At 70.8% G+C, this 13,767-nt stretch carries 16 protein-coding genes; 6 read left to right on the forward strand and 10 right to left on the reverse strand.

Annotation, left to right across the window (positions count from 1 at the left end; all coding sequences use genetic code 11):
* The first annotated feature begins 93 nt into the window (after positions 1–93).
* Positions 94–1,908, forward strand: a complete 1,815-nt coding sequence (locus ACFZAX_RS18040) for an ABC transporter transmembrane domain-containing protein (RefSeq protein ID WP_390962558.1) — start codon at positions 94–96, stop codon at positions 1,906–1,908.
* Entirely contained in the window at positions 1,905–3,782 is a 1,878-nt protein-coding gene (locus tag ACFZAX_RS18045) for an ATP-binding cassette domain-containing protein (RefSeq protein ID WP_390962559.1), read from the forward strand. The genes ACFZAX_RS18040 and ACFZAX_RS18045 overlap by 4 nt, the downstream gene beginning before the upstream one ends.
* Here ACFZAX_RS18045 and ACFZAX_RS18050 read toward each other — a convergent pair.
* Entirely contained in the window at positions 3,721–4,794 is a 1,074-nt protein-coding gene (locus tag ACFZAX_RS18050) for a LysR substrate-binding domain-containing protein (protein ID WP_390962561.1), read from the reverse strand. The two genes, ACFZAX_RS18045 and ACFZAX_RS18050, sit on opposite strands and share 62 nt — an antisense overlap.
* A gap of 91 nt (positions 4,795–4,885) precedes the next feature.
* On the opposite strand from ACFZAX_RS18050, the gene ACFZAX_RS18055 reads away from it, so the two are divergent.
* Positions 4,886–5,731: an alpha/beta fold hydrolase gene (locus ACFZAX_RS18055; RefSeq protein WP_390962562.1), complete on the forward strand. Its 846-nt coding sequence runs from the start codon at positions 4,886–4,888 to the stop codon at positions 5,729–5,731.
* Between the two features lie 121 nt (positions 5,732–5,852).
* Positions 5,853–6,014, forward strand: a complete 162-nt coding sequence (locus tag ACFZAX_RS18060; RefSeq protein ID WP_390962563.1) for an MFS transporter — start codon at positions 5,853–5,855, stop codon at positions 6,012–6,014.
* A 130-nt stretch (positions 6,015–6,144) separates the two neighbouring features.
* On the opposite strand, the gene ACFZAX_RS18065 is transcribed toward ACFZAX_RS18060, so the two are convergent.
* Genes ACFZAX_RS18065 through ACFZAX_RS18075 form a run of 3 tightly spaced genes read right to left on the reverse strand, consistent with a single transcriptional unit; the run spans position 6,145 to position 8,238 of the window.
* Positions 6,145–6,612, reverse strand: a complete 468-nt coding sequence (locus tag ACFZAX_RS18065; protein ID WP_390962614.1) for an arsenate reductase ArsC — start codon at positions 6,610–6,612, stop codon at positions 6,145–6,147.
* A gap of 28 nt (positions 6,613–6,640) precedes the next feature.
* A complete protein-coding gene (gene arsB / locus ACFZAX_RS18070; RefSeq protein ID WP_390962564.1) occupies positions 6,641–7,777 on the reverse strand; it encodes an ACR3 family arsenite efflux transporter in 1,137 nt (378 codons plus the stop codon).
* Positions 7,774–8,238 (reverse strand): metalloregulator ArsR/SmtB family transcription factor, encoded by a 465-nt coding sequence (locus ACFZAX_RS18075; RefSeq protein WP_390962565.1) that lies wholly within the window; start codon positions 8,236–8,238, stop codon positions 7,774–7,776. Before ACFZAX_RS18075 ends, arsB begins: the two co-directional genes overlap by 4 nt.
* 80 nt (positions 8,239–8,318) lie before the next feature.
* On the opposite strand from ACFZAX_RS18075, the gene ACFZAX_RS18080 reads away from it, so the two are divergent.
* Complete coding sequence (locus tag ACFZAX_RS18080) at positions 8,319–8,810, forward strand: ArsI/CadI family heavy metal resistance metalloenzyme (RefSeq protein ID WP_390962566.1); 492 nt, start codon at positions 8,319–8,321, stop codon at positions 8,808–8,810.
* A gap of 35 nt (positions 8,811–8,845) precedes the next feature.
* On the opposite strand, the gene ACFZAX_RS18085 is transcribed toward ACFZAX_RS18080, so the two are convergent.
* Positions 8,846–9,418, reverse strand: a complete 573-nt coding sequence (locus tag ACFZAX_RS18085) for a TetR family transcriptional regulator (RefSeq protein WP_390962567.1) — start codon at positions 9,416–9,418, stop codon at positions 8,846–8,848.
* 63 nt (positions 9,419–9,481) lie between these two features.
* Here ACFZAX_RS18085 and ACFZAX_RS18090 point away from each other — a divergent pair, with 63 nt between their 5' ends.
* The gene (locus ACFZAX_RS18090; protein WP_390962568.1) at positions 9,482–10,453 is read left to right on the forward strand and encodes an SDR family NAD(P)-dependent oxidoreductase; all 972 of its coding nucleotides are present in this window, start codon (positions 9,482–9,484) and stop codon (positions 10,451–10,453) included.
* Positions 10,454–10,677: 224 nt separating this feature from the next.
* On the opposite strand, the gene ACFZAX_RS18095 is transcribed toward ACFZAX_RS18090, so the two are convergent.
* From ACFZAX_RS18095 to ACFZAX_RS18115, 5 genes are all read right to left on the reverse strand, one after another.
* Positions 10,678–11,016 (reverse strand): hypothetical protein, encoded by a 339-nt coding sequence (locus ACFZAX_RS18095; protein WP_390962570.1) that lies wholly within the window; start codon positions 11,014–11,016, stop codon positions 10,678–10,680.
* The gene (locus tag ACFZAX_RS18100) at positions 11,013–11,444 is read right to left on the reverse strand and encodes a hypothetical protein (protein ID WP_390962571.1); all 432 of its coding nucleotides are present in this window, start codon (positions 11,442–11,444) and stop codon (positions 11,013–11,015) included. Before ACFZAX_RS18100 ends, ACFZAX_RS18095 begins: the two co-directional genes overlap by 4 nt.
* 300 nt (positions 11,445–11,744) lie before the next feature.
* Positions 11,745–11,939 carry a hypothetical protein gene (locus tag ACFZAX_RS18105; protein WP_390962573.1) on the reverse strand — a complete coding sequence of 65 codons (195 nt, stop codon included), beginning with the start codon at positions 11,937–11,939 and terminating at the stop codon, positions 11,745–11,747.
* A gap of 11 nt (positions 11,940–11,950) precedes the next feature.
* A complete protein-coding gene (locus ACFZAX_RS18110) occupies positions 11,951–12,166 on the reverse strand; it encodes a hypothetical protein (protein ID WP_390962574.1) in 216 nt (71 codons plus the stop codon).
* Between the two features lie 221 nt (positions 12,167–12,387).
* Positions 12,388–13,551, reverse strand: coding sequence for a helix-turn-helix domain-containing protein (locus tag ACFZAX_RS18115; RefSeq protein WP_390962575.1), 1,164 nt, complete (start codon positions 13,549–13,551; stop codon positions 12,388–12,390).
* Positions 13,552–13,767 lie beyond the last annotated feature (216 nt).

The following is a 13,767-nucleotide window of genomic DNA, read 5'->3' on the forward strand; positions in this document are numbered from 1 at the left end:
CCGGGCCCACGCCGTCGAGCGGGGGCCCGGGGCTTCCGCACGGCCGGAAAACCCGATGAGGGTTGTCAGTGGTGAAACATAGGATCGCCCCTGATGCCCGAGAACCCCGCCGAGCGCACGGACCGGTCCACCGTGCGCTCTCTCACGCGTTTGTGGCCCTATCTCCGTCCCGTGCGCGCCCGTTGGTTCACCGCCGCGTTCGTCGCGGTGGTCGCGTCCGGACTCGGGCTGGTCATCCCGCTCGTGCTCAAGTGGATGGTGGACGGCCCGGTGGCCGACCGTGACCCGGGCGGGGTCTGGCTCGGGGCGCTCTGGCTGCTGCTCCTGGGCATCCTGGAGGCGGTGCTGTTCGGGCTGCGGCGGTGGCTGGTGGCCCGGCCGCTGGCCGGGGTCGAGGCGGGCATGCGGGCCGACCTCTACCACCGGCTGCAGCGGCTCCCGATGGCCTTCCACGACCGCTGGCCGTCCGGTCAGCTGCTGTCGCGCGGCACCACCGATCTGATGCTGGTGCGCATGTTCCTGGCGTTTCCGCTGACGTTCCTGCTGGTCAACTCGGTGACGATCGCGATCGGGTTCGTCATCCTCTTCCTCCAGGAGTGGACGCTGGGGCTGGTGCTGCTCGCCCCGGCGGTTCCGCTGATGGTCCTCAGCTCCGTCTTCGAGTCGAAGTACTCCCTGGCGGCGCGCACCGCACAGGACCAGGTCGGCGACGTGACGACGGTGGTCGAGGAGAGCGTGCTCGGCATCCGGATCATCAAGGGCTTCGGCCGCCACCGCAGCCAGGCGCGGGCGTTCAAGGAGCTCTCGCACCGGCTGCGCTCCACCGAGCTGACCAAGGCCCGGCTGCTGGCGGGGATCTGGGCGCTCATCACCGGGGTGCCGGAGCTGGCGATCGGCGCGGCGCTGGTCTTCGGCACGGTCCAGGTGGCGGACGGGGACCTCTCGGCGGGGACGCTGGTGGCGTTCCTGTCGACGGCGCTCGCGCTGCGCTGGCCGGTGGAGTCGATCGGTTTCCTGCTGGCGATGAGCCAGGAGGCGGCGACCGCGACCGACCGGTACTTCGAGGTCATGGACCTGGCCGAGGAGACCGGGCTCGCCCCGGGCCTGGAGGCAGGCTCCGCGTCCGCGCCCGGGGGCGCCCCCGGGATGGTCTTCGAGGGGGTCTTCTTCCGTTACCCGGACGCGGCCCCGGACTCCGTACCCGTGCTCTCCGGCATCGACCTGCACGTCCGGCCGGGCGAGACGATGGCGCTGGTCGGCACGACCGGTTCCGGCAAGACGACGCTCACCGCCCTGGTGCCCCGGCTGCACGAGCTCACCGGCGGGCGGATCACCCTGGACGGCGAGGACGTCGTGACCATGGACCGGGCGCGGCTGCGGTCGCTGGTGTCGGTGGCGTTCGAGGAGCCGACGCTGTTCTCCGCGACGGTCGGGGAGAACGTCCTGATGGGCTCGGACGACGCGGACGACGCGGACCTGGTGCGGGCCCTCGGGGTCGCCCAGGCCCAGTTCGCGCACGAACTGCCCGAGGGCACCGCTACCCAGGTCGGCGAGCAGGGGCTGAGCCTGTCGGGCGGTCAGCGCCAGCGGCTCGCGCTGGCCCGCGCGGTCGTCGGCCGGCCGCGCTTCCTGGTGCTGGACGATCCGCTCTCCGCGCTGGACGTGCACACCGAGGCGCGGGTGGAGGCGGCGCTGCGGCAGGTGCTGGCGGAGACCACGGCGGTGATCGTGGCCCACCGGCCGTCCACCGTGATGCTCGCCGACCGCGTGGCGCTGCTCTCCGGCGGCCGGATCGCGGCCGTCGGCACGCATCAGGAGCTGCTGCGGACGAACACCGAGTACGCCTGGCTGATGTCGGGCTCCGAACACCCGGGCATCACGGTCGCCGAGGAGGCCACGACCCCATGACCAGTACCACCACCGCGGGGGCCCCGTCCGCCGACGGCACCCCCGTCCCGGAGGCCGGCGGCCCCGCCACCACCCCGACGTCCGGTGACGCGTTCGACCTGGACGCGCTGCCCACTCCCCCGGGCGCCACCCGGGCACTCCTCGTCTCGCTGCTCCGGCCGCTCCGCGCCAGGGTCGCGGTGACCGTGGTGCTGCTGCTCGTCCAGCAGGCCGCGGTCCAGGCGGGCCCGCTGCTGGTGGCGTACGCGATCGACCGCGCGGTGCCCGCGTTCCGGGACTCCGACCACGGCCCGCTGATCGCGGTGGGCGTCGGCTACGCGCTCTGCGCGGCGGCCGGCGGCCTCCTCCAGTACGCCTTCATCCGGGGTTCGGCCCGCATCAACCAGGACGTGCTGCTCGACCTGCGCGGCCGGATCTTCCGGCACGCCCAGGCGCTGAGCGTCGACTTCCACGAGCGCTACACCTCGGGCCGGCTGATCTCCCGGTCGACGACGGACGTGGAGTCGCTGCGGGAGCTCCTCAGCGAGGGCCTCCAGGAGCTGATCACCGTGGTCCTCTCCTTCGCCTTCATCGCGGGGATGCTGCTCTGGCTGGACCTGGGCACCGGGGGCATCGCGGTGCTCTCCTTCGTACCGCTCCATCTGCTGGTGCGCCTCTACCGGGCGCGGGCGGGACAGGCGTATGCGGTGCGCTCCTCCGCGATGGCGGCGGTGATCGTGAAGTTCGCCGAGACGATGAACGGCATCCGGCCGGTGCGGGCGTTCCGCCGCGAGCGGTCCAACGACGCAGTGTTCGAGAAGCTCAACCGCCGCCACGAGCGGTCGAACGGCGATGCCCTGCTGGAGATGGCCCGTTACGTGACGGGCTCCCGGCTCGTCGCCAACATCGCCGTCGCGGGCATGGTGCTGTGGGGCGCCTACCGGGTCGCCTCCGGCACGCTGGCGCTGGGTGTGCTGGCGGCGGCGGTGCTCTACCTGCGCCGGCTGTACGACCCGATCGACCGGCTGGCCATGTTCCTCAACTCCTGGGAGTCCGCCGCCGCGTCCCTGGAGAAGATCGCGGGTCTGCTCGCGCAGACCCCGTCCGTCCCCGAGCCCGCCGCCCCGGTGGAACTGCCCCCGCTGCGCGGCGAGCAGCCGGGCCGGGAGGTCGTCTTCGACGGGGTCCGGTTCGCGTACCGCACGGGCGGTGAGGTGCTGCCGCGCTTCGACCTGACCCTGCCGGCCGGGCAGACGGTGGCCGTGGTCGGTTCGACGGGGGCGGGCAAGTCCACGCTGGCGAAGCTGCTGGCCCGGTTCTACGACCCGACCGGCGGCCGGGTGCTGCTGGACGGTGTGGACCTGCGGGAGCTGGGGACGGCGGAGCTGCGGCGCGGGGTGGTGATGGTGACGCAGGAGGCGTTCCTGTTCTCCGGGACGGTCGCGGAGAACATCGCGCTCGGCCGCCCGGACGCGACACCGGAGGAGATCGAGCGGGCGGCGAAGGCGATCGGCGCGCACGAGTTCATCGAGTCCCTGCCGGAGGGGTACGACACCGACGTACGCAAGCGGGGCGGCCGGATTTCGGCCGGGCAGCGCCAGTTGGTCGCGTTCGCGCGGGCGCTGCTGGCCGACCCGGCGGTGGTGATCCTCGACGAGGCGACCAGCTCCCTCGACATCCCCGGCGAGCGCGCGGTGCAGCGGGCCATGAACACGGTGCTGCACGGCCGTACGGCGGTGGTGATCGCACACCGGCTCTCCACGGTGGAGATCGCGGACCGGGTGCTGGTGATGGAGCACGGACGCATCGTGGAGGACGGCACTCCGGCCGAACTCATCGGCGGCGAGGGCCGGTTCGCGGGGCTGCACCGGGCGTGGCGGGAGAGTCTGGCCTGAGTTCCGGCTGGGGCGACGTCACAATGCGCTCCGCCTGGGCGACGTCGGACAGGGGCGAGTCGCGGTCGCCTTCTTCCTGTGGTCCGAGCGGGCCGAGCCGGTGGTCGAGGGCGGCGCCGACCTCGGGGCAGTTCTTCCGGATGACGTCGAGGAAGGCGTTCAGTGCCGGGGAACGGTCCCGGGCGTTGAAGGACAGGACCAGATCGGGCAGGGGCGTGCGCGGGGTCACCTCGCAGAACCACGTGCCCCGTCGTGGTGCCGTCAGCATGCGGGAGGGTCCCAGACCGACGCCCACCCCGCAGGCGGCGAGGCCGATGATGGTGTGGATGTCCCTCGCGATGGTCGCGCCGGAGAGCGCCGGGGAGTCCTTGCCGAGGAGGGTCCGCAGCCCGGCGACGACGGCCGGCTCGTCCTCCCCCGGCGCGACGATCAGCGGCAGTCGCCGCAGTCGGTCCACGTCCACCGACGCCTGACCCGCGTAGGGGTGCGTGCTGCTCACGACCGCGACCAGGTGGTCGTGTCCGATCGGGACCGATACCAGCTGCTCGGCCCCGACGCCTTCTGGCCGGCCGAGGCCGATCGCCACGTCCAGTTCGCCGGCGACGAGCGCGGCGGTGCTGCGCCTGGTCGCCATCTCGTGCAGTTCCAGCCGCACGTCGGGCCGTTCGCGGCCGAACCGGCCGAGGACGTCCGGCAGGGGTTCGAGCAGCGCCGAGGCGATGAACCCCAGGCGCAGCCGCCCCGTCTCGCCGCGTGCTGCCCTGGCCGCGTCGACCGAGGCCGCCGCAATCTCGTCGAGCGCCCTGCGCGCCCGGGAGAGGAAGGCCGCGCCCGCGGCCGTGGGAAACACCCCCTGGCGGGTGCGATCGAACAAGCGGGCACCCACGTCCCGTTCCAGGTCGGCGATCTGCTTGGACAGCGGAGGCTGCGCGATGCCCAGCGCACGGGCTGCCCGGCCGAAGTGGGCGTGCTCCGCGAGGGCCAGTGCATACCGCAGGTGCCGCGCCTCCACGTCAGCCTCCCGTCATATCTCCCGTGTATCGCCGGACAGCTTGTCAGATCTTTCGCTGGATGATCGGGGCCGGGTCGCGTGGAATGCGGTCATGACCGATTCTTCCTCCACGGACACCGTCTTCGTCTTCGTGCACGGCGCCTGGCACGGCTCCGGACAGTGGGCGGCGACGCAGCGCGCACTCGCCGCACTCGGTGCCGCGAGCATGGCCGTCGACCTGCCGGGGCACGGCTTCGACGCGCCGCTGCCCAGCGGATACCTCCAGCCTGGCCAGCCGGGTCTGCTGACCGAGAAGTCCGCGCTCGCCACCGTGACGATGGACGACTGCGCCACGGCCGTACTCGACACACTGCGCCGGGCCCGTCGCCACCGTCGCGTCGTGCTCGTCGCGCACAGCGCGGGTGGCGGCCCCGCGTCACTGGCTGCCGAGCGCGCACCTCAACTCGTCGACGAGATCGTCTACCTGTCGGCCTTCGTGCCCGCCGGGCGGCCCCGGTTCTCCGACTATCTCGGCTCACCGGAGAACGCCACGGCAGGGGGCCGGAGTCTCCATCTCGGTGACCCGGAAGAACTGGGCGCCGTGCGGATCAACCCGCTCTCGCAGGATCCCGCCTACGTCGAGGATCTGCGGCAGACGCACTACCACGACACTGCTCCGGACCGCTTCGACCGCTGGCGCTCGGCGCTGAGCCCCGATCTGCCGCTGGCGATCCCGACGACCCCGGTCACCGTGACTCCGCAGCACTGGGGGCGCGTCCCGCGGACCTTCCTGCGCTGCGCGGACGATCGGGCGCTGCCTGCGGCCGTGCAGGATCTGATGATCGCGGAAGCCGATCGGGCCATGCCCGGCAACCCGTTCACCGTACGCACCCTGCCGGGCAGCCACAGCCCGTTCGCCGCCCGCCCCCGTGAGCTCGCCGCGGTTCTGCTGCCGTGAGCGGCGGACGCCTCGTACTGCCGGTGGTGCTCAGCTCCACTTTCGTGCAACTGCTCGACGTCCCGTCGCCCACGTGGCTGCGCCGGCGATACGGGCCGGCCCGGGCGCTGGTCCTCGCGCCGTGCAACTGGCCCTCGCCGCATACACCCTGACGTACGCGTGCCTGCTCATCCCCTCAGCACGCCTGGGCGACCGGTACGGCCACCGCCGGTTGTTCGTGGTGGGCACCGTGGTCTTCACCGCGGGTTCGCCGGCCGGCGTGCGTGTGCCCCCGACGCCGTGACGCTGATCGGCGCCCGGCTGGTGCAGGGCGCGGGAAGCTGTCTGGCCGCCCCCGGGGCCTGTCGCTCATCGAGGCCGCCACTCCCGCGACGCACCGGCCGCGCGCCTTCGGCCTGTGAGCGACGACTGGTTCAGGCGCTCCCGGCGCTGTTCGCGCTCCCGGCGTTCTCGGCGTTCTCGGCGTTCTCTGCGCTCCCGGGCAGGAGCTCGGCCAACAGGTCCCGTACCCGCCGCTCGATCTCGTCGCGGATCGGGCGGACGGCGTCGACGCCTCGTCCTGCGGGGTCGTCGAGTTCCCAGTCGAGGTAGGTCCGGCCGGGGAAGACGGGGCAGGTGTCGCCGCAACCCATGGTGATGACCACGTCCGACGCCCGTACGGCGTCGGCGGTCAGCACCTTCGGGGTCTCGGCGGACAGGTCGATGCCGACCTCCGCCATCGCGCGTACGGCGGCCGGGTTCACGGTGTCGGCGGGTGCGGAACCCGCGGAGCGGACCTCGACCCGGCCCCCCGAGAGGTGGGTGAGCCAGGCGGCGGCCATCTGGGAGCGGCCGGCGTTGTGGACGCAGACGAACAGGACGGACGGCCTGGTCTCCGCCATCGGCTCGGACACGGACTCGGACACGGACTCAGACACGGGCGGAACCTTCCGGAGCGGTGACGGGTCCGGCCGCCGTGTCGGCGGACCGGGGGAAGCGGTGGCGTACGGCGAGGGCGACATGGACGAGGCCGATGAGGACGGGGACCTCGATGAGGGGGCCGACGACTCCGGCGAGGGCCTGGCCGGAGGTGGCGCCGAAGGTGGCGACGGCGACCGCGATGGCGAGCTCGAAGTTGTTGCCCGCGGCGGTGAACGCCAGCGTGGCCGCCTTCGGGTAGCCGAGGCCGAGCGCGCGGCCGGCCGCCAGGGACCCGGCCCACATCACCGCGAAGTACACCAGCAGCGGCAGCGCGATACGGACGACGTCCAGGGGCTTCGAGGTGATGGCGTCGCCCTGGAGGGCGAAGAGCACGACGACGGTGAAGAGCAGTCCGTACAGGGCGAACGGCCCGATCCGAGGGATCAGCTTCGTCTCGTACCAGGTGCGCCCCTTGGCCTTCTCGCCCAGGCGCCGGGTGAGGAATCCGGCCAGCAGCGGGATGCCGAGGAAGATCAGCACGGAGCGGGTGATCTCCCACACCGACACGTCCAGGGCGGTCTGCTCCAGTCCGAGCCATCCGGGCAGCACGCTGAGGTAGAACCAACCGAGCGCGGAGAACGCGATCACCTGGAACACCGAGTTGAGGGCGACGAGGACGGCGGCGGCCTCGCGGTCGCCGCAGGCCAGGTCGTTCCAGATGACGACCATGGCGATGCAGCGGGCCAGGCCGACGATGATGAGCCCGGTGCGGTACTCGGGCAGGTCGGGCAGGAAGATCCAGGCGAGCGCGAACATCAGCGCCGGGCCGACGACCCAGTTCAGCACCAGGGACGGGACGAGCAGGCGCCGGTCGCGGGTGACGGTGGAGACGCGGTCGTAACGGACCTTCGCGAGGACCGGGTACATCATCACGAGCAGGCCGAGCGCGATCGGCAGCGAGACCCCGGTGACGGTCACTCTGGCGAGCGCGTCGCCCAACGCCGGTACGAGGCGGCCCAGTCCGAGCCCGGCGGCCATCGCGGCGAGGATCCACACGGCGAGAAAGCGGTCCAGGAACGACAGCCGCCCGGCGACCGGCAGTGCGGACGCCGTGGCCCCGGCGCCGGGAGCGGTGTCGGCGCTCATGAAGCGGTCCCCGCCGATACGGGCACCACGGGCGCCACGGGCGCCACGGGCGCCACGGGCAGAGACGCCCCGGCGGGACCTGCGGGGGCAGGACCTGCGGGGCGGGAGAGGACCTGGGCCAACTGGTCGGTCGTCTCGGGCAGCAGCCGGTAGTACACCCACGTCCCGCGCCGCTCGGAGTCGATCAGCCCGGCCTGCTTGAGCAGCTTCAGGTGGTGGGAGATCGTCGGCTGCGACAGGTCGAAGGCCGGGGTCAGGTCGCAGACGCAGACCTCGCCGCCCGCCCGCGAGGCGATCATCGACAGCAGCCTCAGCCGCACCGGGTCGCCCAGCGCCTTGAACACCTTCGCCAGCTCCTGCGAGCGCTCCTCGTCCAACGGGCTGGTCAGCAGACCGGGGCAGCATCCCCCGGCACGTCCGGCACCGTCCTGGTCGAATACCACGAGCTCTTGTTTCGACATGCTTCTATATTGACGTTTCTCGATTCAGGATGCAACCTTGAATCGACAGACATCGATACAACCTGATCCAGGGGTACACCATGTCCCGTGTCCAGCTCGCGCTCAACGTCGCGGACCTCGAAGCGTCCGTCGCCTTCTACTCGAAGTTGTTCGGTACCGAGCCTGCCAAGCGGCGCCCCGGTTACGCGAACTTCGCGATCACCACGCCACCGCTCAAGCTCGTTCTCATCGAGGGCGAGCCGGGCCAGGAGACCCGCCTGGACCACCTCGGCGTCGAGGTCGACAGCACGGACGAGGTCACCGCCGCGACCACCCGCCTCACGGACGCCGGGCTCGCCACCTTCGAGGAGAACGACACCTCCTGCTGCTACGCCCTCCAGGACAAGGTGTGGGTCCACGGCCCCGGCAAGGAACCCTGGGAGGTCTACACCGTCAAGGCCGATGCCGATCAGCTGGGCAAGAGCCCCGCACTCGCGCACGGCGGGGGCGCCTGCTGCGCGGACCGGCCGGAGGCGACCGAGGGCGCGACCACGGTCGCGACGGCAGCGAAGGGTTGCACCTGCGGGGAATGAACCGATCGGGGCGGAACGGGCGACGGCCCCCAGCTTCAGCGCACCAGGAGACCGATGGCGACCTCCAGCCGTTCGAGGAAGAAGTCCCTCGATGCCGCCTGATGCTTGAGGCCGGTCGATGCGCTGATCATCGTCTGGGCGACTTGACGGGCCGTCACTTGTCCCGCGTCGACGGCGATCGCGTCCGTGATCAGTTGCTCGAAACGTTGCGGCGTGGTCTCGACGATCTCCCCCAGGAGGCCGGAGTTGTCCTCGATGACCACCGCCACATCGCGTGTCAGCGGGCCGATGTAGCGGCCCGCCCACTGGTCGAACGCGTCGAGGAGGCGCTCCGCGAGGGGTCGGCCGGTGTCGGCCAGGACGCGTTCGATCGCCGCGATGTCACGCTCCAACGCCTGGGTGACGGCGGCGCGGAACAGGCTCTCCTTCGAGGAGAAGAGGAAGTAGAGCCCGGGCCGGGAGATGTCCGCCGCCCGCGCCACCTCCTCCATCGAGGTCTTCCGGTAACCGAATCGCGCGAACGTGACCATGGCGGAGTCCAGAACCGTCGTCCGACGGTCGGTGTCGGCGACTGTCGACGGCGGGTGACTGGCAGCGGGACTGTTCATGGACCGAGCATACGAGCGGGAGTCATACTATACAAATAGAGACTAGTAAGTATAGTCACCGTCATGGCCACTCGCGAACCCGTCTCCACGCCCTTCACCGCCTCCAGCACTGCGGACGAGGTCCTGCGGGGCGTCGACCTCACCGGCGTCCGCGCGATCGTGACGGGAGCTTCCTCCGGAATCGGGATCGAGACGGCTCGCGCGTTGACCGCTGCCGGGGCGGAGGTGACGCTCGCCGTCCGGAACACGACGGCGGGGGACGCCGTCGCTGAGACGATCGAGAAGTCGACCACAGGGATACGGCCCCGAGTCGTCCGGCTCGACCTTGCCGACAGGACCACCGTCACGCGGTTCGTTGACGCGTGGGACGGCCCGCTGCACCTGCTGATCAACAACGCGGGCGTGGTCACTGGTGGCCTGGAACGCACGCGTGAGGGCTGGGAGCTGCAATTCGCGACGAACCACCTTGGCCACTTCGCCCTCGCCGTCGGCCTTCATGACGCCCTGGCCCGGGGAGCGGCAGACCGCGACGGAGCGCGGATCGTCTCCGTCAGTTCGACGGCGCACATGCGTGCCGGCATCGACTTCGACGACCTCCACTTCGAGCGTCGCAGCTACGATCCGCAGATTGCCTACGCCCAGTCGAAGACGGCGAACTCGCTGTTCGCCGTCGAGGCAAGTCGCCTCTGGGCGTCCGACGGCATCATCGCCAATGCGGTGAACCCCGGCGGTGTCGCGACGGGACTGCAGCGGAACTTCACCACACAGCAGAAGGAGTCGCTCGATGCGGCCGAAGCCGCCGGAGTCTTCACGTACAAAACGGTCGAGCAGGGGGCTGCCACCAGCATCGTTGCGGCCGTCGCCCCGGAGTTCGCGCACTCCGGAGGCCACTACCTCGACGATGCGCAAGAGGCCTGCACCGTGACGAACGACGCCGACCTCGCGGAGCACCCGCACGGTGTCAAGGAATGGGCGCTGGATCCCGCCACCGCCAAGCGCCTCTGGACGGTCTCGACCGACCTGCTCCGCGTCTGACCTCTCGACGCCACAGCAAGCGGTATCGCCGCCTTCTTGGTTGGCCGGCGCATCGACCCACCAGGCCGGTAGCACGTGGCCCGCGACGATGGCCGTGCCCGATGCGCAGAGCCAGAACCCGGTCGGTTCCTCTCCGAGAGGTGGTCGAGGGGAACCAGAAGAAGCTGCGCAAGCAGCTGGCGGCGCCGACTGGTCGGTTGAGGCCCGGGGCCCCGGGACAGCCGTCAGTCGTGGAGCATGTCGACGAAGTCCCACGAGTGCCCCGGAGGGTGACCGGCGTACAGGTGGCAGGGGTCCTGGTGAATCGCCGGGAGCGTCCGGTCCACCACTCCGCACGGCAGGGCGACCGCGTACGTGACGTGGTCGGCGTCGTTCCAGTACGCCCAGAGGTCACCGTGCTCGAGCCCGAGGTAGTCGAGGTGGTCCGCGTGGTCACCGTCGTGGTTCTGCGCGAGTTCGCAGGTCACCGAGCGGGGTACGTCGGTCAGCATGTGGTGCTCGGCCGTTCCGGCCCATGGGGCGCGGCGGGAGTCGTTGCAGTGGAAGTACAGCGCGTCCGTCACAGTGTGTCGCCCTGGTCGTCCGCGTGCCCGCCCAGGAGGGGGCGGGCGACCTCGTCCAACAGGTCACCGAGCGGGTCGGTCACGTCCCAGGAATGCCCCGAAGGGTGCCCCGGGGGCAGAGTGCACCGGTCTGCCCGGTCGGGCCGGCTGATCAGCCACATGACGGCACGGCATGAGCGGGACTCCTCGAACCGGACCGGGAGACCGTCGTCCCAGTACATCCAGAGTTCGATGTCGGAGCCGTCCTCCGCACCCCCGACGAAGGCGGCGTGCTCAACGTCTTCGGCGTGCTCGCCCAGCTCGCAGAGCGCGTACTCGTCGAGTAAGGAGAGGTGGTCGATGGGCTGCTCGGGCGCTCTCTCCATGGTGGTCAGGGCGACCAGCGCTTCGATCTCGGGGATACGGCGTACAGCGGTGCATTGCAGCACGAGAGGCCTCACGGAAGTGTCAGGGACAAGGGAAGCCCCGCCCGCCCCCCGGAGGGAGGGCCGAGCGAGGCTCGCACCCGCGCGCACTGCAAGGACCAGGTGCAGCGGGGCGGGCCGTCCGCACGATCCCGGTGGGGGCAGAACCGGCGGACGGGGCTTTACGGGGGCTACGGCGCCGGAGCTGCGGCGCCGGAGCTACGACTCCGGGGCTGAGGCGCCAGGGCTACGACCCCAGGGCTACGGCGCCGAAAAGGGCCGGTCGGGGCGGCCGGGGAGGCCGGGGAGACGGCCTTCAGGGGGTCACACGGCCACCAGACCGTTCAGCGACAACGGCTGCCGCCCGTGCCCGAACGCGGCCACGGCCTCACGGATACGCCGCGCCAGGAGACCGGCCGCGACCGGCTCCACCTGATCCAGCGGAACCCAACGCACTTCGGCGACCCGGTCTTCCGCGCCCTCGGGAACGGCAACGCGGGCGGCCACCGGCTCACGCACGCTCGGCACCTTCACAGCACGTCACCCCGACTCCGTGCGTTGCACCGGGCGTTCTCGGCCCGCAGCCGCTCTGTCGAGGTGGCCGGCCGGACGACTCCGGGGTCGGCTTCCCATTCGAGCCCGCCGCCGAGGGGGCGCAGCATGTAGCGAGGGCCGCCCATCCCCATGAACACACCGACTCGGCCCCGCGCGTCCACCAGCAGCGTGCCGCGCTCCGGGGCGGTCACTGCGCAGCCTTCGGATTCGAGGTGCCGCACCCTTCCCGAAGACGCGCGGAAGGGGGCGGCGAGGGGTACGGGCCAGTCGGCCAGTCTCCGAATGCGGCGTCGGCAAGTGCTCGGCGCCGGGCTCGTGCAGCGGGGCTACGTCCGGTCATGAGCCGAAGCTAGAACCTCGCACCGAGCACTGTCAGTGGTAGTTCGACTACTGAAAGCTGGGAAATACCACCTTAGAGACGTAGTTGCAGCGTATCGGCCATGAGCCGCATTTCCGGCGTCAACGTACGTCGCCCCTTGACGATCTTTCGCAACGTGTCCCGTGCCGGCATCTGGTTGGGGAACCACTCCGGGGATGCCGCTTGCACCTCGGACAGCTTGCCGAAGGCCTCCGTGTACTGGCCGAGCAGTGCGTGGGACATGGCCACGTCCAGCCCATGCCTGCCCCTGACACTGCTTGACGGTCGAACCACGAACCAGGGCATCCGCTCCGCCAGCCTCAGCGCCCGATCCGGTTGCTCATGGACCACGGCGTCCTCAACCGAGAGCATCCGAACTGTCGTGGGACCGAACGTACGAACGGTCTCGTGACCGACCTGCACTTCCCGCCCAATGGCCGTCGCGGCACTGCGGGCCAGTCGCTTCATGTCCGCAGCGGCCTCCGGCTGGTTGTTGCGGACGGCGGCACCGGACGCCCGGAGAAGCAGCAAGCCCCATGCCGAGAGCTCGGAAGCCGTCGCCCGGCTGATGCGCGGTTCCAAATCGTCTGCCCACTGCGTGGCTAGCGCCTGGGCTTCATCGAGTTGCCCTTGCCGAATCAGCAGCCAGGACAACGTGTTGATGCTCGCGGACGCCTCCAGCCGGTCCTGCGAGTCGGCCAAGGACCGTCGAACAACGAGTTCCGCAGTATCGAACTGCCGCGTGTGCGTGAGCGCTCCGGCAGCGAGTTGCAGGACCCGCACTCGCATCCCACGCCCTTCTGCGTCGAGCGTGTCCGCATCACGCAGCAACGGCGGCAGGAGGGCGGCGAGTTCGGCGAAGTGGTGGTCCCGATAGAGCGCCGCCGCACCTTCGAAGATCTTTGCCACTCCTTGGGGTGTGGCCGCGTCGCCGCCTTCCCGGGACGGGGGACGCATCAATTCGGCGCGTACGGGCGCCCACAGGTCACGAATGTCGCTGCTTGCCGATTCCTCTCGCGGCTCCGCCACCAGAGCCATGGTCGGAAGGCGAAGCGCTTTAGCGATCTTGTGTAGCGTCTCCATGCGCGCGTCGCGCCGATCGCCTTGCTCCAGGTTCCGAATAGTGGAGAGGGAGACGCCCGAAGCGGAGGCCAACTCCTTCTGCGTGAGCCCACTTAGCTTGCGGGCTTGCTGAACTTTCTTCCCCGCGTAGGTCATATCACCAGGGTACGGGACAGCACGACGCAGACACGGAGAGTGAACTTCCGTACCTCCGACGCCCCCTGGCACGGGCTCACGGCGGGACGGTCAGCCCACGCAACGGCCCCCAGATGCACTGGGACACGAAGCCAGTCAGACCGGGCAGCGGGGGCTTCGTGGCAGGCGTCAAGACTGGTGAGGTCACCGGCTGACCTGGGACGCCACACCGGCGCG

The sequence above is a fragment of the Streptomyces sp. NPDC008125 genome, assembly GCF_042957125.1.
In the GTDB taxonomy this organism is placed as follows: Bacteria; Actinomycetota; Actinomycetes; order Streptomycetales; family Streptomycetaceae; genus Streptomyces.

Excerpts from the sequence above, each read along its gene's own strand:
- ACFZAX_RS18040 (WP_390962558.1), top strand. The coding sequence starts at position 94 with ATGCCCGAGAACCCCGCCGAGCGCACGGACCGGTCCACCGTGCGCTCT.
- ACFZAX_RS18045 (WP_390962559.1), top strand. The coding sequence starts at position 1,905 with ATGACCAGTACCACCACCGCGGGGGCCCCGTCCGCCGACGGCACCCCC.
- ACFZAX_RS18055 (WP_390962562.1), top strand. The coding sequence starts at position 4,886 with ATGACCGATTCTTCCTCCACGGACACCGTCTTCGTCTTCGTGCACGGC.
- ACFZAX_RS18065 (WP_390962614.1), bottom strand. The coding sequence starts at position 6,612 with ATGGCGGAGACCAGGCCGTCCGTCCTGTTCGTCTGCGTCCACAACGCC.
- arsB (WP_390962564.1), bottom strand. The coding sequence starts at position 7,777 with ATGAGCGCCGACACCGCTCCCGGCGCCGGGGCCACGGCGTCCGCACTG.
- ACFZAX_RS18075 (WP_390962565.1), bottom strand. The coding sequence starts at position 8,238 with ATGTCGAAACAAGAGCTCGTGGTATTCGACCAGGACGGTGCCGGACGT.
- ACFZAX_RS18080 (WP_390962566.1), top strand. The coding sequence starts at position 8,319 with ATGTCCCGTGTCCAGCTCGCGCTCAACGTCGCGGACCTCGAAGCGTCC.
- ACFZAX_RS18085 (WP_390962567.1), bottom strand. The coding sequence starts at position 9,418 with ATGAACAGTCCCGCTGCCAGTCACCCGCCGTCGACAGTCGCCGACACC.
- ACFZAX_RS18090 (WP_390962568.1), top strand. The coding sequence starts at position 9,482 with ATGGCCACTCGCGAACCCGTCTCCACGCCCTTCACCGCCTCCAGCACT.
- ACFZAX_RS18115 (WP_390962575.1), bottom strand. The coding sequence starts at position 13,551 with ATGACCTACGCGGGGAAGAAAGTTCAGCAAGCCCGCAAGCTAAGTGGG.